18 protein-coding genes and 2 tRNA genes are annotated in these 21,370 nt (G+C 43.6%); 8 read left to right on the top strand and 12 right to left on the bottom strand.

Translation table 11 applies throughout. From position 1 onward, the window contains the following. Positions 1 to 57: 57 nt before the first annotated feature. The gene (gene panD, locus DXK30_RS08490) at positions 58 to 438 is read left to right on the top strand and encodes an aspartate 1-decarboxylase (protein ID WP_010196068.1); all 381 of its coding nucleotides are present in this window, start codon (positions 58 to 60) and stop codon (positions 436 to 438) included. A 188-nt stretch (positions 439 to 626) separates the two neighbouring features. Continuing rightward, positions 627 to 1,652, top strand: coding sequence for a calcium/sodium antiporter (locus DXK30_RS08495; protein WP_114701333.1), 1,026 nt, complete (start codon positions 627 to 629; stop codon positions 1,650 to 1,652). A 78-nt stretch (positions 1,653 to 1,730) separates the two neighbouring features. Here the strand turns inward: DXK30_RS08495 and DXK30_RS08500 are convergent, their stop codons facing one another. The 3 genes from DXK30_RS08500 to DXK30_RS08510 form a co-directional block, all read right to left on the bottom strand. Then, positions 1,731 to 2,393 (bottom strand): RDD family protein, encoded by a 663-nt coding sequence (locus tag DXK30_RS08500; RefSeq protein ID WP_114701334.1) that lies wholly within the window; start codon positions 2,391 to 2,393, stop codon positions 1,731 to 1,733. A 315-nt stretch (positions 2,394 to 2,708) separates the two neighbouring features. Next, positions 2,709 to 2,785 (bottom strand) — tRNA-Arg (locus DXK30_RS08505). Between the two features lie 181 nt (positions 2,786 to 2,966). Next, positions 2,967 to 3,056: transfer RNA gene (locus DXK30_RS08510), tRNA-Ser, on the bottom strand. A gap of 351 nt (positions 3,057 to 3,407) precedes the next feature. Between DXK30_RS08510 and DXK30_RS08515 the strand changes: the two genes are divergently transcribed. After that, positions 3,408 to 4,202 carry a hydroxymethylpyrimidine/phosphomethylpyrimidine kinase gene (locus tag DXK30_RS08515; protein ID WP_114701335.1) on the top strand — a complete coding sequence of 265 codons (795 nt, stop codon included), beginning with the start codon at positions 3,408 to 3,410 and terminating at the stop codon, positions 4,200 to 4,202. Positions 4,203 to 4,310: 108 nt separating this feature from the next. Here DXK30_RS08515 and DXK30_RS08520 read toward each other — a convergent pair whose 3' ends face one another. The 5 genes from DXK30_RS08520 to ppx all read right to left on the bottom strand — a co-directional run bounded on the left by DXK30_RS08520 (position 4,311) and on the right by ppx (position 10,351). Then, the gene (locus DXK30_RS08520) at positions 4,311 to 4,880 is read right to left on the bottom strand and encodes a YggT family protein (RefSeq protein ID WP_114701336.1); all 570 of its coding nucleotides are present in this window, start codon (positions 4,878 to 4,880) and stop codon (positions 4,311 to 4,313) included. Positions 4,881 to 4,999: 119 nt separating this feature from the next. After that, on the bottom strand, positions 5,000 to 5,833 hold the full coding sequence (proC, locus tag DXK30_RS08525) for a pyrroline-5-carboxylate reductase (RefSeq protein WP_114701337.1): 834 nt from the start codon (positions 5,831 to 5,833) through the stop codon (positions 5,000 to 5,002). A 177-nt stretch (positions 5,834 to 6,010) separates the two neighbouring features. Next, positions 6,011 to 7,579: a tRNA lysidine(34) synthetase TilS gene (gene tilS / locus DXK30_RS08530; protein WP_114701338.1), complete on the bottom strand. Its 1,569-nt coding sequence runs from the start codon at positions 7,577 to 7,579 to the stop codon at positions 6,011 to 6,013. A 225-nt stretch (positions 7,580 to 7,804) separates the two neighbouring features. Beyond that, on the bottom strand, positions 7,805 to 8,608 hold the full coding sequence (locus DXK30_RS08535) for an acetyl-CoA carboxylase carboxyltransferase subunit alpha (RefSeq protein ID WP_114701339.1): 804 nt from the start codon (positions 8,606 to 8,608) through the stop codon (positions 7,805 to 7,807). Positions 8,609 to 8,785: 177 nt separating this feature from the next. Then, positions 8,786 to 10,351: an exopolyphosphatase gene (gene ppx / locus DXK30_RS08540; RefSeq protein ID WP_114701340.1), complete on the bottom strand. Its 1,566-nt coding sequence runs from the start codon at positions 10,349 to 10,351 to the stop codon at positions 8,786 to 8,788. Between the two features lie 460 nt (positions 10,352 to 10,811). Between ppx and DXK30_RS08545 the strand changes: the two genes are divergently transcribed. Further along, positions 10,812 to 11,147 (top strand): DUF962 domain-containing protein, encoded by a 336-nt coding sequence (locus DXK30_RS08545; protein WP_227670786.1) that lies wholly within the window; start codon positions 10,812 to 10,814, stop codon positions 11,145 to 11,147. Positions 11,148 to 11,308: 161 nt separating this feature from the next. Here DXK30_RS08545 and hemL read toward each other — a convergent pair whose 3' ends face one another. Then, positions 11,309 to 12,610 carry a glutamate-1-semialdehyde 2,1-aminomutase gene (gene hemL / locus DXK30_RS08550; RefSeq protein WP_114701342.1) on the bottom strand — a complete coding sequence of 434 codons (1,302 nt, stop codon included), beginning with the start codon at positions 12,608 to 12,610 and terminating at the stop codon, positions 11,309 to 11,311. Between the two features lie 103 nt (positions 12,611 to 12,713). After that, a complete protein-coding gene (locus DXK30_RS08555; protein WP_114701343.1) occupies positions 12,714 to 13,067 on the bottom strand; it encodes a zinc ribbon domain-containing protein YjdM in 354 nt (117 codons plus the stop codon). Positions 13,068 to 13,535: 468 nt separating this feature from the next. On the opposite strand from DXK30_RS08555, the gene ygfZ reads away from it, so the two are divergent. Together ygfZ and DXK30_RS08565 are read left to right on the top strand one after the other, a co-directional pair. After that, a complete protein-coding gene (gene ygfZ / locus DXK30_RS08560) occupies positions 13,536 to 14,288 on the top strand; it encodes a CAF17-like 4Fe-4S cluster assembly/insertion protein YgfZ (RefSeq protein ID WP_114701344.1) in 753 nt (250 codons plus the stop codon). A 64-nt stretch (positions 14,289 to 14,352) separates the two neighbouring features. Further along, a complete protein-coding gene (locus tag DXK30_RS08565) occupies positions 14,353 to 15,705 on the top strand; it encodes a D-amino acid dehydrogenase (RefSeq protein ID WP_240314095.1) in 1,353 nt (450 codons plus the stop codon). Between the two features lie 89 nt (positions 15,706 to 15,794). Here DXK30_RS08565 and DXK30_RS08570 read toward each other — a convergent pair whose 3' ends face one another. Continuing rightward, positions 15,795 to 17,993, bottom strand: coding sequence for a molybdopterin oxidoreductase family protein (locus tag DXK30_RS08570; RefSeq protein ID WP_114701345.1), 2,199 nt, complete (start codon positions 17,991 to 17,993; stop codon positions 15,795 to 15,797). A 63-nt stretch (positions 17,994 to 18,056) separates the two neighbouring features. Beyond that, positions 18,057 to 18,755 carry a TetR/AcrR family transcriptional regulator gene (locus DXK30_RS08575; RefSeq protein ID WP_162799523.1) on the bottom strand — a complete coding sequence of 233 codons (699 nt, stop codon included), beginning with the start codon at positions 18,753 to 18,755 and terminating at the stop codon, positions 18,057 to 18,059. A 210-nt stretch (positions 18,756 to 18,965) separates the two neighbouring features. Here DXK30_RS08575 and DXK30_RS08580 point away from each other — a divergent pair, with 210 nt between their 5' ends. Both DXK30_RS08580 and DXK30_RS08585 read left to right on the top strand, forming a co-directional pair. Beyond that, a complete protein-coding gene (locus tag DXK30_RS08580; RefSeq protein ID WP_114701347.1) occupies positions 18,966 to 20,207 on the top strand; it encodes an NADH:flavin oxidoreductase/NADH oxidase family protein in 1,242 nt (413 codons plus the stop codon). 433 nt (positions 20,208 to 20,640) lie between these two features. Then, positions 20,641 to 20,844, top strand: a complete 204-nt coding sequence (locus DXK30_RS08585; RefSeq protein WP_057758006.1) for a CsbD family protein — start codon at positions 20,641 to 20,643, stop codon at positions 20,842 to 20,844. Positions 20,845 to 21,370: the final 526 nt, after the last annotated feature.

Raw genomic sequence — 21,370 nt, forward strand, 5'->3', positions numbered from 1 at the left:
TCCCCATTAACCTTTTGATTTAGTTAATTAATATCAGTTACACCAAGGAACCAACCTATGCTACTTAATATGCTTAAATGCAAATTACACCGTGCCCGTGTTACCCATGCCGAGCTTCATTACGAAGGCTCTTGCGGTATCGACGGCGATCTATTAGATCTTGCTGGTCTACGCGAAAATGAATCTATTGATATCTACAACGTGACCAACGGTAAGCGCTTTCGCACTTATGCTATCCGTGCTGAGGCGGGCTCTGGTATTATCTCATTAAATGGTGCTGCGGCTCATATGGCAGATTTGGGCGATATCGTTATCATTTGTGCTTACGCGCATTTTGATGAAGTTGAAGCGTCAACGTATCAGCCAAAACTTGTCTATTGCAACGAAGACAACACCGTTAAAGACACAGCAAATATCATTCCTGTACAAGTTGCTTAATATGACAGGATGGTGAGGTTTTGGTAAATTTAAGATAAACACAAAGTTACACCTTTGAATTAGCTGCTATTATTACTAAAAATCTCGATGCTAAAGGGAAAGCTGAATCTAAATCAAGATTCGGCTTTTTTTATGCCATTTTTATTTATCAAATTCACATTTTTCATCATATACAAGGAAACATACTGATGTGGTTGGCAGCGCTTGCAATACTGATTGGATTAGCAATTTTAGTTTGGAGTGCCGATGTCTTTATTGATGGGGCGACAGCACTAGCAAAGAGGTTTAGTGTGCCTAGCTTCTTAATTGGTGTCTTAATATTGGGTATAGGCACGTCAGCGCCTGAGATGGTGGTATCAGTACTAGCAGCGATAGAAGGCAGCCCTGAGCTGGCTCTAGGTAACGCTTATGGCTCAAATATCATCAACATCGCATTGGTACTTGGTGCAACTGTATTGATTAGCCCTATTATCATCCGTAGAGGCATCGTAAAGCGCGACTTACCCTTGCTGCTACTGATTACTATCATCGCCGCTTGGCAGCTACGTGATGGTACGTTAAGCCAAGCTGATGGTATCGTATTGTTGATTTTGTTGGTCGCCGTTTTAGGACTACAGATCATAATGAGTATACGCGAAGGCTATCATGAGCACGAAGACGATATAGTCGTGGCTAATGCTGACTCAGCGCACTCAAATAACTTAGAGCACTTAAATAACTCAGAGAGCTTAGAAAAGCTAGAACCAAGCGTAACGCGTGGTCTTGTCAGTTTAATTATCGGTATGCTGATGCTCGTAGCTAGCTCACGTGCTATCGTTTGGGGCGCTGTCGAGTTAGCAACGCTATGGGGTCTTAGTGAGCTCATCATTGGTCTAACGATTGTCGCAGTTGGGACCTCATTGCCTGAACTGGTATCGAGCCTGTCAGCCGCCCGTAAAGGCGAGCATGATATGGCGCTTGGCAATATCATCGGCTCTAATATTTTCAATACTTTGGCAGTTGTCGGCTTGGCAACAGTCATTGCTCCTATTGCCGCTGATCCAGTGATTCTATCGCGTGATGTGATGGCAATGGGAGTCTTGACGATATTGCTAGTGACACTGTGCGTATTTGCCTTTAAAACAAAGCGACAATTCGGTCGTACGTCAGGTGCCACATTAGTGTTGTTCTTTATGGGCTACACCGCATGGCTGATCCAAAGCGTTAGTATGTAACTGTTTAGGCTGAATCAATTGAACGGTGATATAACTAAATTTTACGTCAATAAAAGTTATTAAGTTAATCAAACCAGACTAAGATTTTTTCTTACGATTTTTAAAACCGCGCCATAGCCCTTCATGTGCCACTTTTGGCATTTTTAGGGTAATGGTATTGGACAGCATATCTTGTACTGCCAGACCGCGAGGGTTGAACAGACAGAACACATAGTTGAATACCAAACCAAGAAACGCGCTGGCCAATAAGGCGGCGCGTGATCCATCAATAAGACTGCCAATAATGCCGAAAATCAGCGGCATCAAACAAGCGGCCAAAATACGCTTAAACGACTGTCCCCACGTTAGCCATTGGCCTGCATCATTAATCGTTTTTAATCGCCAAGTCTGCATACCTAATGTCTGACCACCACGGCGCCAAAATATCCCATAAAATGCCACGAGTGTCAGTACAAATGATGGCGTCATAATGGCGTTCTGATACCAAAGCGGCAGTGACTGAGCTTGTGAGGACTCAGTACCCGTCTCCATAGTCAACAGCGTACCCACGACGGTTAGTATCGTCCCTACCAAAAATAATAACGCTAAAATCAGCATACCATCATAGAGAATCGCCACGACGCGAATCATAGGCTTAGCGATGGTTGGCTCTTCGTTAGGATCTTGCTGTACAGGCGCACTCGATTGAGGCTTTGATTTGCGAGTCGTTTTTGACGGACGTTTAGATAGACTTTTTGACATGGTACAAGCTCATAGCAAGCAGTGAATAGTAACGCTATTGTACCGTAAATGGTGGGGCTATCGTACATTATCCTAGATGACATCGTAGATGGCCTAACATCTTAGATGACTGTCCAATATCATAGATTGCTCTCCAATAACGTAGATTGCTCTTTAATATTATTAGCTGGCTATCCAATAATGCTACATATAAGAGATGGTCGTAGAATAAATAAGTAGAAAGGTAAAAGTTACAGACATAAAAAAACCGCCAATTGTCATAAGACAGGCGATTATTTTAATGTTTTATCAGCTTAAATTAAGCTGTTATGCAAATGGTGCGCCTGGAGAGATTCGAACTCCCGACCCCTTAGTTCGTAGCCAAGTGCTCTATCCAACTGAGCTACAGGCGCGTATTTTGCACTTTATCCACTGCGCAGATAATATCTTTTGCAGTAAATTAGGTTGGTCATTATATAGATAATATCGCTTGTGTCAACATCTTTTTTAATTAAAACAAATTATCTTTTGAATTAATTATTAAAATGTTTAACGCAGTATATTGCGTTATTACTCTAATAACAACTGAATAAATGGCGGTGAAGGAGGGATTCGAACCCTCGATACGCTTACACGTATGGTTCCTTAGCAGGGAACTGGTTTCAGCCACTCACCCACTTCACCTAACGATTCAAGACATTTATAAAAATTCTATAAACATAGTATTGATGCTAACAATACGTCTCATGTCGTGGGCGAGTATTATAACAAAGCCAAAACGAATTGCAAGCGTTGTCTACAGATTTAATGCGGCTTTTATCAAAATTATAGATATAAGTACTTATATTGCATTTCTATACGGAAAATTGTGGCATATCATTGCTAAATATAACGATCAAACTGCTCACTAATATTAGGCCTACTCACTCTATCGTCTTATACTTCATCCCCAAGCATAAGACTATGATAGATTTTTTAGTAGTAGGTGGCTATAGTATTTGTCACTTACTTTAAAATCTCTTAAAAGGAGCTGTTATGCGACCTGTCGTACTGTGTTTTTCAGGATTAGACCCTTCAGGCGGTGCTGGATTACAAGCGGATATCGAGGCCATTGGACAATCAGGGGCACATGCCGCCATCGCTTGTACGGCGGTCACTATCCAAAGCTCACAACAGGTATTTGGCTTTGAGGCTTGTGCGGCATCGTTGGTAAAAGCCCAAGCTACTGCGGTGCTTGATGACTTGCCTGTTAGTGCTATCAAATCAGGTATGCTAGGCACCACTGATAACATCGCAATGTTGACCAAACTGTTTGCTGATCAAGTTATCGATAATAATACGCCATTTGTCTTAGACCCTGTACTAGTCGCGAATAGCGGTGGTAGCTTAGGCGATGAAAAAACTCTGGTTAGCGCATTTAGACAATTGCTGCCCTACGCCACTTTAATTACTCCAAATACTCATGAACTACGAGCGCTTAGCGGTGAGCAAGACTTGCATGTCGGTGCACAAAAGCTATGTGCTCAAGGCGCTCATGCCGTACTGGTGAAAACCTCACATGATTTTGATAGCGGTGATATTGAGCAATACTTATATATAGAAGGTGAGATGGTGCATAAAAGCACCTTACCGCGCTTAGATGGTGAGTTCCATGGCTCAGGATGTTCACTCGCCAGCTTTATCGCTGGACGCTTGGCAATGGGCGATGCTCTCATCGATGCAGTACAAGCGGCAGATAGTTGGATTACCCAGACATTGCAGGCAGCTGATGCACCGCATCCTGATGATACTCAAGCTCAACTCATACCAAATCGCTTTGTTCGTTTTTAGCATATCTAACAAGCCATAGCTTACCCAAGTAGCAGACGCAAAAAAGGCGCTCTATATTTTTATAGAACGCCTTTTTTATGACAGTTTTTAAATGTAATTTTATTAGGACTAACCCAAGGTTGGCAACATACTCGCAGCCAAACCACCGATGAATATCTCCAGCAAATAAAATACTAAGAAAGCGACCATTGGTGATAAATCGAGCATACCTAAATTCGGCGTGATACGACGAAACGGGGCCAAAATAGGCTCAGCCAAATTAATGATAATGCCAATAATCGGATGCTCAGATCTGGTAAACACCACAATCCAGCTAACGATGATAGAACCAATCACTAAATAGCGACACATGCGTAAAAAGTCTAACAATAAGCTAGTGGTACCTGTGAAGAATAGCGGTACAGGGGCAATACCTTTATGCGTTAATGCCGCCTTTCCAGAGATATCGATTAGACGAATCAAAAACATTAGCACGATAGCGGCAATGCTAATACGACCCTGCGCGACAGTCGGGAAAATGCGCCCAAATACATCGACGATGTGCGTCGCTTTATAAGCAGGTGCAATCATTGGATTGCTCGCATCCATTCCTGCAAACTGCAACATAAAACGGATAAACACCAGCATCATAGCGAATGTGGTGACCAAATCAAAAATTTGAAATAACATGTTGTTCATGAAGTGCTACTCAATGTGACATTATTAACAGATTCTAGGATGACAAATGTCATTATCAGATGCTGATGATTACATAAGGGGTGTCGTCAGTGGTGACTTACAGCACACCTTGTCAGTGTTTACTTGCTCATCTCTTCACTTAGCGCTTGGCTACGATCATAGCAAGCTTGCATGGCCTCGCTGATTTGACGACCAATCTCATTGGCTTGCATTGACTCAACCGCTGCCTGAGTAGTACCGTTCGGCGAAGTAACTTTACGGCGTAACTCAGCTGGTGCATCATCACTGTTCATCGCCATTTTTGCAGCACCTAACATGGTCTGCATAGCAAGCGCTGAGGCTTGTTCTTTATCTAACCCTAATGCAACTGCCCCATCGACCATCGATTCGATGAAGTAAAACATATACGCTGGCGCTGAACCTGATACGGCTGTGACCGCATGCATATGCTCTTCGTCATCGACCCACATGACCAAACCTGATGCTTCCATAACGGCTGTTGCTAGCTGCTTCTGTTCCGCTGAGATATTGTCTGTACCGTAGAGGCCAGTCGCACCCATTTGAATCATAGAAGGCGTGTTTGGCATTGCACGGACGATATTGCTATAGCCGCCCAACATGTTTGATAAAAGATCAGTCGACAAGCCTGCAGCCACTGAAATAACTAATTGAGTGTCTAATACATCTGCAAAAGCACTTACCACCACCTTCATCATTTGTGGTTTGACTGCTAGCACCACGATATCCGCACCGATCACAGCAGACTTTGGATCAGCCATTGGATCAACAGTATTTAGACCTTTAGCGGCTAATTGCTCACGTGCATCGCTGCTAGGATCGGCGACCGTGATTAGATTTGGTTTGATGCCGCAACCCACAAGCCCGCTAATGAGCGCTTGTGCCATGTTTCCGCCACCAATAAAACTGATTTTTTTATTATCTAATACCGACATACTTGTCTCCTAGTCACAAAATTCAAAGGTATTCAACTTAACATACTGATATGTAAAACGACACTCAGTTTATCATACTGCCACTATCCCCGTTTGATAAATTCAAAATGTCGCGCCTGACATCAACCTGATAAAAATCAATGAGTCAGCCAACGGATATTAAACTTTTAACGCTTTCTATTTTAGACTAAGCTCACTTTTGATGTACTCAGCCAATTGATTGCTTTTAGCATCGCTATCCGTCTGCTCAGAACTCAAAAGCCAACTCTCAAATGGTGATGCTAGTAACAGAGGAATATCAGTTTGTATGTCGCTTCCATCTTCAGATTTTTTTGTAAGGGTAATGCTGACTACTATTAAGCTTTCTCGTAGCCATAATGGAATCCCAAGCGTTTGATACAGTTTTTTGCCTGCTTGTGGGCGTGCAGCCATCTCAGTTTTCAACCGCTGTTTACGGTCTAACGGTGCTACTTTTAACACTATCTGTTGTGCTACACAGTCCGTACTATTTTCTAACAATCGTACCAGCCCATCTACTTTCACTTGCAACTGCCAAATGTAGTCATTACTTCTGCACAAGGTGACTAATTCGAAGCTATTATCAGCTGAATTATTCTTAGACAAACTCAGGCTAGATAGTAGCAGCACCTGCTCGGTCCGTAGTAGCTTCAGCCAAGACAGCCACTCGCTGCTCATACGATAGAGCTGCTGACGATAGCGCCGAATGGTATAAGATGCTTTACGACCTTGCCAAAATAATTCTGTTTGATGATCTTGGTCATCACGTTGGCTTAGAGTTAACACATCATCGACGAGTTGCTTAGCAGGCGGTAGTGGCTCATCTTGACCCAACCAATAGTGCAGTAGTTGCCGCTGACGATATATAGGTAGCTTTTGCAACGTATCGATATTTAGCACGCGCTGTGCGGGTAAAAGTTGTAGGTCTGTACTCTCCGTCTGCTGCATATCCTGCATAGCTTGAGCATTGACTGTTTCCTGTGCATCACTTAATAGCTGCGCACTACGAGCAATATTATCAATAACATTAGGATTGTATGTAGCCAGTATTGGCATGATATCGCGGCGTAGGCCACTACGTACGTTGTTGCCGCTGTCATTGGTAGGATCATCTATATAAGGCAACTCTAAACGCTTAGCATAGGCGCTAATGTTTGCACGTCGTATCGTGAGCCAAGGTCGCCACAGGATATTGCACTGTGCGCCCTGCGTTTGCACTCGCCATGGCTGCATACCAGAGAGACCATTGACTCCAGCGCCTTGAATGAGCCGCATCAATACGGTTTCAGCTTGGTCGTCAGCATGGTGGCCCAGTAGCAAAACATCACTTTTATTGATATGAGCACGCATAACATTATAGCGTGCTTGCCGAGCGGCCTGCTCATCATGTCCGTTCACTTGTGCCTGTAAAATACGACAAGGTATCTGCTGCGCTTGCGCCCAGTTGGCAACATGCTTAGCCCAATACTGACTATCCGATTGTAACCCATGATCGACATGTAACAGCTGCGGCAGACATGGCAATCTACCTTGTCGATAGAGCTGCACACACAGTGCCGCAAGTGCCAATGAATCACGCCCACCACTACATGCCAGCCAAAGACGACGACCATGCAACTGATCACTATACACAGACATACTGCTCAAGAAAGCTGTCGCCAGAGTCTCATCAACTAGCAAATCGCCAATTGATTTCATGGGATGTGAGATGATTGCGCTGCTAGTCATATTCAGCCTTAATTATTATTAAGCGGTTGTACATTTACTATCGTGCTGATGTGTGAGCACCTACGTTAATCAATACATTGCGTTAGGTGCTTTGTATAGTAACAGCCATAAAAAAACGCGCCATTAAATGACACGTTTTTATTTTAGCATTAAGACTCAGACTCTAATATGAAAAGCCTATCATTAATAATAGCGACTTCGCAATGAAGGCGCCATAACAACTAATTAAGCAGGCAACATCACTTCTGAGTTAAAAGACTTTAGCTTTTCATAACGTAGCTCACAACGCTCTTGAGGATCTAAATCTTTAATCTCATCAAGCTGCTCAGTAATCAGTGCTTTTAAGGCATTCATCACAGGTTGTGGCTGCACATGTGCGCCCTCGCCCTCTTCAATAACAGCATCAATCAAACCCATTTGATAAAGGTTAATGGCGTTTAGTTTTAGCGCTTCACTAGCGTCTTGTGCTTTTTCAGCGGTTTTCCAAAGAATAGAAGCACAACCTTCTGGCGAGATCACTGAGTAAATGCTGTTTTGTAGCATATTTACTTTATCACCAACACCAATTGCCAATGCTCCACCTGAGCCACCTTCACCAATGATAGTCACAATCACAGGCACTTTCAGACTAGAAAATACAGCAATGCTTTCTGCAATCGCTTGCGCTTGTCCGCGCTCTTCTGCACCAATACCAGGGTAAGCACCTTGGGTATCCACAAAGGTCATCACAGGAATGTTAAAGCGGTCGGCCATTTTGACCAAACGAATCACTTTGCGATAGCCTTCAGGATTGGCCATACCGAAGTTATGAGCAATACGCTCGCGAGTACTGCGACCACGATGCTGACCGATTACCATCACAGGCTGACCGTCAAAACGCGCAAGACCACCAAGTATGGCTTTGTCATCGGCAAAAGCACGGTCGCCATGCAACTCATCAAATTCGGTAAAAAGCTGATTAACATAGTCCATAAATAATGGACGCTTGGCGTGTCGTGCAAGCTGCACACTATCCCAGACAGTGCTCATAGACGCTTCCCTTTAATAATTATACTTAATGTATTTATGTTTAAGAATAATATCGTTATCCGTGTTCAGATAATGAAAGTACAGTTGTAAACTCAATAGGAGCTATAGTAGCACATCTTAAATAGCATGACATTATCGACAACGCCGCTTTTGTTACGTTAATCTTTAACTCAATACTTACAATGGTAACTGCTCAACCTCTGGAGTCTCAGCCTCTGGAGCTTCAATCACACTAAGCTGTACGCCCCACTTAGCAAACTGGTCAATCTCAGTACGCAAATCTGCGAGCAAGAAAGCATAATGCTCACTGCTATCCGCCAAGGTGATTCGCCAGCTGTTTTCAGCGATTACCTTTAGTTCTAGCTCTGGTAGCGCATAATCACTGCGGCTATGATGCGCCAGTACGGCGAGGCGCAACAGTAAACAGAGATAAACCAACTGATCGCCACCAATCTGACAAGTCTGCTCTAGCATATCGGCTTTGAGCTTGCGACGATGGTTGAGCATTAGCTGCGCCATGCGTTTCTGATCGACTTGCGAAAATCCTGGAATATCAGAATACTCCAGCAAATACGCGCTGTGCTTGTGATAGCTACTGTGACTGATTGCCAGTCCTATCTCATGCAAGAAAGCAGCACGTCTGAGCAAGTCGCAATCATCATTGGACAGCGCAAGCTTATCTTTTACTTGTTCAAATAAATGACGGCTGGTTTTCACCACTTGCTTGGCTTGCTTTTTGTCCCCTGAATAACGCTTGATTAATGCCAATACACTGCGGTCACGCACATCTTCACTAGCAAAACGACCAAGCATATCGTACATAACGCCTTCACGTAACGCACCATCTGAATAAGTAATGGTCTCAACGCCCAGCACTTTCATCACTGCACGCAATACTGCCACACCAGCAGGAAATACGGCTTTACGATGTTCTTTGACGCCTTCTAACTCGATATCATCAATATTGCCAATCTTAATCAGCAATTTCTCTAATTTTTTGACGCCTCTATAAGTGATGCGTTCTTGCTCATCGGCCCAACCTTTTGATACTAGGACATTACGCACCGCTTTGATTGTACCGCTTGAGCCGACTACGCTACTCCAGCCAGTTTTTTGGTAGCGACCATTGATGGCTAAGACTTCTTTACGTGCACCTGAAATCGCACTATTAAAAGCTTCTTTGGTAATCAGGCCGTCAGCGAAGAATTTTTGGGTAAAAGAAACACAGCCCATTTGTAAACTTTCAGTCAATAATGGATCGAAATTTTGACCAATAATAAACTCTGTCGAACCACCACCAATATCCATGACCAAGCGCTTATCACTACTCTCATTGGTATGAGAGACGCCCAAATAAATCAATCGCGCCTCTTCGCGGCCCGCGATAATCTCAATAGGTTTTGGCAGGATTTTATTGGCACGGGAAATAAAGTCGTTGGCATTTTTGGCTTGACGCAACGCATTGGTCGCGACCACACGAATACGCTCTGGCGGTACTGAATCCAAGCGCGCCACAAAGCGGCTTAAACAATCAAGACCACGCTGCTCGGCTGCTGCGCTTAGAATATTATTTTCGTCCAGACCGGCGGCGAGCTGTACCTTTTCAGACATCGAGACTACTTTTCGCACTTCCCCATGGTCAAGACGAGCAATGGCCAAATGGAAACTGTTGGAACCAATATCGATGGCTGCCATCATTTCATCATCGCCAATTGGCGGATTCGTAAGGTAGTCAATAGGCATAGGACAAGTCGTCACCGTGTTAGAGAAAGTGGATAGTTTACCAAAATCACGTGCTATATAGTTATAAAATCACATGTATAGAAAAAAGTCATAACCACAAAAATCAGGGCAATTTTATCATTAAAGCATTTATGCCAAACACTCGCAAGCGATGCAAAACTGTAGCAGGGATATCGACGACCACCCTATAAACTGACAGGTGTCGGCTCAGCATCTAGCGCTTGTGTTACTCATATCGGTTTGCTACATTGAAAGCTATCAACATCATGGTAAAAAACCGTTATTTATAAACCTTTTATCTGTATAATTTACTTCAAAAGTCACCAGCTAATCGGTTAAAAACCATCTGCAATTAATAGTTATCAACCTCACCAGCAAGGAAGCTAGTCACATGAATCAGACCACGACAAAAGACGCTACCCAAAATACTGAGACCCCTATCAGCAGCGCCAAAAAAGACATGGTAAAAACTGAAAACTCGCCTAAACAGGCATTTTATGATTTTTACTTAGATGAGCATCAAAACATGGCCTGTCGCCGCCTACATTTCGCAGGCAGTAGCTTTGGCTTATTAGGACTGGCAAAGTCTGTCAAAACTGGCTCAGCCAAACCTTTGGTAAAGGGCATCGCTGCTGGATATGCCTGTGCATGGGTTGGACACTTTTTCTTTGAAAAGAACAAACCCGCTTCTTTTAAATTTCCATTGAAAAGCTTTGTCAGTGATTTTCGTATGTATAGCGATGTGCTACGAGGCAATCTAAGCTTGAGAGATCTTAAGTTTGATAAAGCACGATAAAGTGTAGTCGCCATATAAATTAAATGACAAACTTTATATTCTTCCCAATACGATTATAAATAATATATCGATAAACAAAAAAACCAGCAGAGATCACAGGACGATCTTGCTGGTTTTTTAAACTGCAACTTTTTAACGAGCTAATAGCTTAAATGGCTAAACTATGCTTTTGCCATTTCTGCAAATATCTCATCAGCTGCTTTGATTGATGCATCAATGTCTTCGTCGCTATGTTTGATAGACATAAAGCCTGCTTCATAAGCTGAGGGTGCCAAGTAAATACCGCGATCTAGCATACCGTGGAAGAAAGTATTGAATACGTCCATATCGCACTCTGTCACGTCATCGAAGTTCTTTGGTGTTTCGGTTGTGCTATTTTTTACAAAGAACATGCCAAACATACCGCCAAGCTTATTGGTACGTAGATGAATACCATGTCTGTCAGCTGCTGCTTGGAAACCGTCTACTAGGTGATCAACTTTCGCTGCTAACTCGTCGTAGAAACCCTCTGCGGTTAAGTCTTCAAACATCGCAATACCAGCGCGCATCGCTAGCGGATTGCCTGATAATGTACCAGCTTGATAGACACCGCCAAGTGGCGCGATGCAAGACATGACTTCTTTTTTACCACCAAAAGCACCAACGGGTAAGCCAGCCCCGATTATTTTACCGAAACAGGTCAAATCAGGGTCAATACCGAAATGGGCTTGCGCGCCGCCAAGACCAACGCGGAAGCCCGTCATCACTTCATCAAAAATCAATACTGCGCCATTAGCTGTACATTCTGCGCGCAACGTATCATGGAATTCTTGTGTTGGGATAACCATGTTCATGTTGCCAGCGATAGGCTCTAAGATAACGCAGGCAATCTCTTCACCCCATTTCTCAAAACAATCTTTAATCGCTTGCGGATCATTATAAGGAATCGTAATCGTATGCTTAGCAAAGTCTGCTGGCACGCCTTTTGACGTTGGCTCACCAATATCAAGCATGCCAGAGCCTGCTTTTACTAATAGGCTATCTGAATGCCCATGGTAGCAGCCTTCAAATTTAACAATTTTGTCACGCTGAGTATAACCACGTGCTAAGCGAATCGCACTCATGGTCGCTTCTGTACCAGAGCTGGTCATACGAATCATTTCAACACTCGGTACGATTTCGCAAATCTTGTCAGCAACCGTAGTTTCAAACGGTGTTGGTGTACCAAAGCTTAGACCATCATCAGCGGCTTTTTTCACCGCACCGATGACTTTTGGGTGTGCATGACCCAAAATCATTGGGCCCCAAGAGCCAACATAATCGATATAGGCATTGTCTTCGGTATCATAAATTTTGCTGCCATTGGCACGATGCATAAAGATTGGCGTACCACCGACCCCTGCAAAGGCGCGAACTGGCGAGTTAACACCACCTGGAATATGTTTACGTGCTTGTGCAAAGAGCTGTTCGTTTTTAGTACTCATAATTATTCTCTACTTATAGCGACATTTATAACGACAATGTTTTGTGATTAAACGTCTGCTTTATATTTGTTTATTATCGAATCTTTCAAGAAGTTTTTACAATTTAAGCTTTTTTGACCACAGAAGACTTAAGCTTCATTGGGCCATAGCCATCAAGCTTACAGTCGATATCATGACCGTCGGTAGCATCTGGCAACAGGCGAATGCTTTTTGCTTTCGTCCCTACTTTAATCACAATTGAAGAGCCTTTGACTTTTAGGTCTTTAACGACCGTCACCGCATCGCCGTCCTGTAGCTCATTGCCAACAGCATCACGTATGACTGCGTCTTGGTCTTCAGCTTGCGCTGCATCAGTCTCAGCCGCCGTCCATTCATGAGCACACATAGGACATACCAGTAACGCACCATCTTCGTACGTATATTCAGCATCACATTTAGGGCAATTTGGTAAGCTCATTATTTCCTCGGCAGCCATCGTACATTAGGTTAATTATAGAGCTGATATTGTACCGTAACTCACCATCTTTAACCAATTTGTACGCTTGAAAATCAAACGCTATGCCCAATTTAACACTTAACTCATCGCTTACTGATGACGTTTTTTATGACAGGGTTTTTTGTGGTACTCTTCTTAGCCTCATTTAGATTTATGTGCACAGATACTGTCAATGACAAAAGCGCCCATATAATTTTTTATCACTTCGATTTACCCTATATATTAGGGCGTGTCCCTATTTTAAAAATGGCGATAAAAATGAGATAAATCGCAGGCAAACAAGGAAAATAGCGTAGGTAATATCGAGCTATTGGCCAGCTATTTGACGCCGTTTGCTAAAGATATATCCATTTTTAGCCCATTTAGTCATAAACATTTGAATTAGGGACATGCCCTAATAAATAAGCTCTCATCAGAAGGATAATAACAATGACTCAGTCTTCAAATTTATCAGCTGTACCGCAGTTTTCGCAATTAACTATCCAAGGCGAAGACGCCGAAAAATTCTTGCAAGGGCAATTGACTTGTGACGTTACCAAGCTCGGGCTTAGCTATCAGGCAGCCGCCATCGGTAACCTAAAAGGTCGTATTGAGTTTGGCATCTGGATCAAAAAACAAGCAGAGAAACATTATGATGTGGTCATAAGTAGCGACTGTGCTGAGTCTTTGCAAGCGCATCTTAATAAGTACGGGGCGTTTTCTAAATTTGAGACCAGTGCACCAGCAGCGATTTATCCTTGCGTGCTAGCAGATGAGCCAACTTTTAGTCACAAAGACGACCATAATACCGCTGAGGATACTCAGGCTTGGATGGCGTGCAGCCTAGCTACTGGTAATTATTGGATTGTGGCCGCGACTCAAGGTGAGTTTCAACCGCAAGAGCTGCGTCTGCATCAGCGCGGCGGCATGGACTATGATAAGGGCTGCTACTTAGGCCAAGAAGTCATCGCTCGCATCTACTTTAAATCTGCACCCAAAGCATTTTTGCACTATGTACAAGGCACTGGTGTAGCACCAAGCGCAGGTGACAAGCTAGATAAAATCCAAGTGGTCAATGCGATGAAAAATGACGATAGCTTTACCGCCTTGGTCGTGGCACGTCCTGAACAATTGGCAGAGAGTGATTTGAGCATATTGGACTTGCCAGCTGCACTACAAGTAGATGTTGCGCGTCCAAAATAAAAGCACATCGAATCAGGCAAGCGACGCAGCAAAGGTGATGGTAGTTCAATATAGAGCGACCGTCATGACTAACATGAGCATAGAGAATCCTATGACACATATTGCGGTACTCGGAGCAGGCGTGGTGGGCGTGACCACCGCATGGTATCTACGTCAGGCAGGCTATGATGTGACCGTGATTGAGCGCGAGTCAGCGGCAGGTATGCAGACGTCATTTGCCAATGGCGGCCAAATCTCTGTCTCACATGCGACGCCGTGGGCCAATCCTGCGACCCCGATGAAAGCGCTCAAGTGGCTATTTAAAGAGGATGCACCGCTGTTGTTTCGCCTACGTGCGGACAAGGATCAACTCAAATGGGCCATGCAGTTTTTGCAAGAGTGCCGTGCCGATAGAGCCGATGCCAATCTGGTGCAAATGGTGCGCTTAGGTCTATATTCAAGAGATACCTTACAACAGCTGCGCGCGGATATTGACATCAACTACGAGCAGCAAACACGCGGTATCATGCATTTTTATACCAATCAGGCAGAATTTGATGCGGCTATCGAACCAACTGAACGCATGCAATCCCTCGGTTGTGAACGCCATGTCATTGATATCAATAACGCTGTCAACTTAGAACCTGCGCTTTACCCAATTGCGCATAAGCTCACTGGAGCAACCTATACCAGCCGTGACGAGTCTGGCAATGCGCACCTGTTTACCCAGCGCTTGGCGCAGCGTTGTATCGATGCTGGTGTACAGTTTTTATATGATACCGAGATCTTAGCACTCAATGCTGATGCTGACTCTGCCCGTCCGCATGTACACAGTATTACTATCCGTCCAAAAGGCGAAAACGCGCAGACCTTCACGGCTGATAATCATGTGGTCGCGCTTGGCAGCTATAGCGTACCTCTACTAAAACCATTGGGCATCCATGTACCTATTTTCCCTGCGAAGGGATATTCGGCTACGTATACGGTGAATCCACGCGCGCCGCACTTAGCGCCTTTTGTCAGTCTGATTGATGATGAATTCAAACTGGTTACCTCACGACTGGGTGACAAATTACGAGTCGCTGGTACAGCAGAATTCAATGGCTATAACCTAGACTTAAATGCCACGCGCTGTGAGGCCATCACTCGCCGTGTGCAGCAATTATTTCCGAAAGGTATCATCGCAAACTCGGTACAATATTGGACAGGACTGCGCCCAATGACCCCATCGAACGTGCCCCTTATTGGTCGCGCACACTGCGGTCAAGTCAAACATGGCAGTCATAATACTTCAGCAACTTTTGATAATTTATGGCTCAATACAGGACATGGTACCTTGGGATGGACACACTCTTGCGGCTCTGCAAAAGCCCTTAGTTTGTTAATCCAAGGTGAAACGCCCAACGTCGATTTTGATTTTATCGGCATGAGCGTTTGATCGGCTCAGCGATGTATTCAGATTGCAAAAAAAAGGCGCTCACTTTACGTAAACGCCTTTTTTGTATGTCTATGAACTTGCGATTAATTTTATGCTAATGCGCCTGCTGCTACATTGTCTGTAGCAGCAGATAAACTATCTACACCCATATCCAATGCTTCTAGTTGCACAGGCACACCGTTGACTGCGGCATTACCACTCAACTGGTCAATCAACGTCTCATCGGTCAAATCATTAACGCTGACACCTGCATGCGCTTGCGCAATCTTTTGCTTAACGCCTTTACGACCGTGTCCAAAACCATGCGGAATGCTGACCACTCCCGGCATCAGCTCATCCGTCACTTCTGCTACAATGACCACGCTACTCACTCGAGAAGTTACTCTGACATCTTGACCGTCTGAAATGCCATGTTGTGCTGCCGTTTGCGGATGCAACATTAACGTACAGCGAGATTTACCTTTTACCAATCGATGGCTATTGTGCAACCATGAGTTGTTACTACGTACATGACGACGACCGATTAGCAAAATCTCATTACTGTTGTACTCTTGCACCATTTCTTTAACACGGGCCAAATCTGACTGATAAAAATCAACATGAAGATGAATTTGTTTATCGGCATGTTTAATAGCCTCTGGCAACATACGATGCAACGGACCTAAGTCGATACCATGTGGATTTTCGACTAGCGCTTCAAATGTCACCTCTTTATAAGGGCCATACTTAAGACCTTGCTCTAACAAGAATTTAGGACCAAATGCTTTTGTCGCAGCACGTTCTTTTTGCGTTGCTTCTGGCGCATCTTTGTCTAAGCGGTCAGCCAATCCTAAATAAATCTCCCAGTCATGCTTGGTATCGTCAGTTTTATCAAACAAAGCAGGCGAGTATTTAGCGACATTGTGCACGGCAAAACCATTAAAAGTAATGTCATAATGGTCGCGCTCTAATGGCGATACAGGCGGCAGAATAATATTGGCATGGCGACTGGTCTCAGTCACAAAGTAATCAAGCGAAACCATAAACTCTAACTGAGATAATGCTTCATCCAACTTTTCGCCATTTGGCGTACTCAGAACCGGATTACCAGCGACCGTAACGAATCCCTTTAACTGGCCTTCCCCTTCGACTAGCATCTCATCTGCCATCGCAACCACTGGATACTCACCATTAAAATCTGGCAAGTTGCTGACGCGGCTATGACGTTTACCCAAATAGCCTGGGCCAGAACTGTTCACAACATCGACAGCAGGATTTGGGAACATGAGTCCGCCCACTTCATCTAAACGACCTGTGACGATATTGATGACCATAGATAAATACTGGCTTAGCAAACCAAACTCTTGCACCGAGATGCCCATACGGCCATAACAAACTGAGCTTTCCGCTTCACAAAACTCTTTGACGATACGTTTGATCTCGGCTGCGGTAATACCCGTTATATCTGCCACTGACTCAGGTGTGTATTGTTCAGCAAACAAAGCAAGTCGATCGATCTCAGGTGCCAGGGCGGCCACTCTAGTATCTAGCTTTGCATAGCCTTGCGTATAGATTTCATTTAGCATGGCCAATAGCAGCAATACGTCCGTCGCTGGACGAATAAAGTGGTGTTCGCTGGCGATGTCAGCAGTTTCGGTACGTCTTGGATCAACCACTACTACCTTGCCATCGCGTGCTTTAATATCTTTTAGCTTTTGACGCATGTTGGGCGCAGTCATGATACTGCCGTTAGAAGCCAACGGATTGCCACCGATAATAAGCATGTATTGCGTATTATTGACATCGGGAACTGGAATGCGCAGCATGTGACCAAACAGATGCATGCTAATAATATGATGTGGCAGCTGGTCGATAGAAGTGGCAGAAAAACGACTGCGTGTCTTTAAGCTGGTAAGCAGTTGTTTGATGGTCAACATACCGCCCATATTATGTACATTAGGATTACCCAAATAAACACCCAACGCATTTTGACCATACTTTTGCTGTATGGATTGAATACCTGCAGCAACTTTATCTAACGCTTCTGGCCAACTAATAGATTTCCAACCGTCTGCCGTTCTCTCTACCGGCTGACGTAAACGGTCAGGATCTTCATGCAAATCTTGCAAAGCAGTGGCTTTCGGACAAATATAGCCTTGCGAAAAGGGATCGTTTTTATCCCCTTTAATCGACAAGACTTTTTCGCCATCGTGTTTTATTTCGACGCCGCACATCGCCTCGCACAATGTACAAGTTCTAAAATGCGTTTGCGTTTCGCCTAACGTTGGTGCAGCCGTGGTTGTGGCCATAGTCACTCTCCCTGTTGTGTTTTTTATTCTAGACTTCATGACAATAATTTTTGCTTATTATCATTACTGACTAGTATTGCTTCCGTGCAAAAAATTGGCGAACAGTGCATCAAAGCTGATACTCAACGTGGCAATCGCTTGTTGTCTTGAGTAACGCTGCTGATGACAGCCCAATATCAACTCATGTACTTGTGCCGCCGCCATATCGACGCATAGATTGACAGCACTGCGCTCGCAAGAACGATTGGATAACTGCAATCCTTGAATAAATATCTCTGTCCACTCTTCTTGTATTTCGGTAATCAGATTGCCCAGTCCATTATTTAATGAAGACTGGTTTTCTATATTGTCACTAAATCTAGGACGGTCTTCGAGCAAATGCTGAAACAGCGCGATATTCTCAAATGCAGAATCAAAGATCATAATCAGACATTGTCGACATTGCTGATTAAACTGATCTTTACTCAACACATCATAATCTTTGAGCATATTGACCCATGCCAGTCGCATCGGTGATAGATAATTGTCTTTTAGTTGGGCGCTCAGCTCATTTTGTAACGTCTCTAGGCTCTCAAAATGATTGTAAAAACTGGGTTGGGCAATACCTGCACCTTTGGCAACTTTATTCATGCTCATGCCCTGAGCACCTTCCAAACTATACAACCGCAAGGCACTTTTTAATAACGCACGCCGAGTCTTAGCTTTCGCCAGCTCACGTTTAGATTCTACTGGGACTGTCAAATCTGGAGCTAATACATTCAATGCAGAGGTATTCCTATTCAATAGATAATTATATCGACACACCAGTAATTTACCTTAGGTGCTATTGTGCCAAAAAAATGTGATGATAATGGTCAATTGCCGACAGCGAATATCTTAGCTATAAGGTTATAGTCATTTAAACCATATGTCTATAGCCAAACCCATAGTAGAACTCATGCTTCACAAAACAACCATTTTTAGGCTGCTATCATGACATCACCTGTATTCTCCCCTTTAGTGCTGCCTTGTGGCGCTACCTTACCCAACCGCTTAGCGAAAGCTGCCATGGAAGAAAACATGGCTGATGTCGGTCAAGTCCCTGGCCCTACTCTGCTCCGTCTATACAAGAACTGGGCTGAAGGCGGGACAGGTCTGTTAATCACGGGAAACGTGATGGTCGATGGCCGCGCTATGACAGGGCCTGGCGGTGTCGTATTAGACAAGCACAGTAAGATAGCGCCTTTTAGAGCGTGGGCAAATGCTGCCAAGCACAACAATACACAGGTTTGGCTGCAGCTCAATCATCCTGGTCGTCAAGTATATGCTGCTATGGGTGGCGATGTGCTATCACCTTCTGACGTGGCTATCGACTTGGGCAAACACTCTCATCTATTTGGTAAACCGCGTGCGATGACGCAGCAAGATATCGAGCAACTGATACAGCGGTTCGCCGATAGTGCACTAAAAGCAGAGCAAGCTGGCTTCAATGGTGTACAAATTCATGCCGCCCACGGCTATCTAATTTCTCAATTTTTATCACCGCTTACCAATAAACGTAAAGATAAATATGGCGGTTCGATTGAGAATCGTATGCGACTGTTAATCGAAGTAATCAACGCCATTCGTGCTCAAGTTGCGCCTACCCTTGCAGTCGCTGTGAAGATAAACTCGGCCGATTTCCAGCGCGGAGGATTTGATGCAGATGATGCCAAAGTGGTTATTTCAGCGATGAATGAATTGGCCGTAGATTTGGTTGAACTATCAGGTGGCAGCTACGAAAGCCCAGCCATGCAAGGCAGCACAGCAGATGGTCGCACGTTGCAACGAGAAGCTTACTTTTTAGACTTTGCAAAGGAGATTGCTCAAGTTGCTACCATGCCTATCATGACGACAGGTGGCGTTAGGCGATTGGCTGTCGCAGAAGATGTACTGGCGCAAGGGATTGACATGGTTGGTATGGGAACCGCATTGGCCATGAACCCAGCTCTACCGAATGACTGGAAAAGTGACAGTACGCTTAGTGCTCACAATCCTGTGGTACGCTGGAAAGATAAGACCTTAAGTGCAGTTACTACAATGGCCGTCATCAAGCGACAATTACAGCGTATGGGGCATGGGAAATCGCCCAAACCAAATGCCTCACCAATTTTCTCATTGATTTCTGATCGTATACGAATAAAGAAACTAACCAAACGCTATCATCATTATTTGAATAAATATTCGATGAAATAACTTTTAATCAATTTCAAAGATAATAAAAAAGCAGCTACTCTATTTTTGAGTCTCTGCTTTTTTATTTGCATAAGTATTTTTGAATAATAATATTTTTTTAATATTCATATAAAAAACAAGTTCATAGAATAAATTATTCTCACACATAGTAGACGCAATTTACGTGGCATTACTACAGCAGCCCTGTAGATAACACTTAGTAAACGCTCACTATAATTAAGTAACACTATAAACATAGCATATACAGACAGCTGAATTGAAAAGTTCTATATTTGATCTCACAAGATATTTGGAACCAATCATTTATCCTTGTGCAATACAATTAGAATAAAAATTAAATAGCAGTATCAGTAATCGATATCGTGAAATAAGAACCAAAATAGTTACTAAAAAATAAATCAAACACAATAAGTTCAATAAAAGGAAGAATACAATGAACGAACATACTCTAAAAGGCGAATGGAACCAAATGAAAGGTTCTGTTAAACAAAAATGGGCTGAACTAACAGACGACGATCTTACCCATATCGAAGGTAGCCGTGACAAGCTAGTAGGCCGTGTACAAGAGCGCTACGGTCATGCCAAAGAAGACGCAGAGCGTGAAGTAGATGACTGGCGTGTAGAAAATAAGTATTAATATATTCATTGCATGCTTATTTGCTGCATAACTCCTGTACTAAGTAAACCAAAAAACCGCATAGAAATATATGCGGTTTTTTTTATGGCAGATTTATACTGTACAGATAAACTGCTGGAGAAATAAATTACCGTCCTCCAGACACGATAAAACCGCATAGCAATCAATTGTTATGCGGTTTTATTGTTAACTATCCATGTTACCTATCACGACTGCTTTTCATGCATCCTTGCACAAATATTCAGTATATTGTGATACTGGGCATCCTGCCCTTTTTACTACACTACAGCTTCAGTATTACTTGCTGCTATCAGCAAAGGGTATGTGTCCTTACTTCAATTACTATTGTCATCCTGACGCTAGTTATCGAATCATTATCCTTAATGCGGTCAACTCAATCCTTGAGTCACATTCCCTAATGCCGTGTGACTATAATGCCTAACTCTCACTCGTATGTTAAGTCGCGTAAACGTCATTGCGTGTAAGCATATGCTTACAACAATCTATTTTACTTGCCACAATTATT

The sequence above is a fragment of the Psychrobacter proteolyticus genome (genome assembly GCF_003350005.1).
GTDB lineage: Bacteria > Pseudomonadota > Gammaproteobacteria > Pseudomonadales > Moraxellaceae > Psychrobacter > Psychrobacter proteolyticus.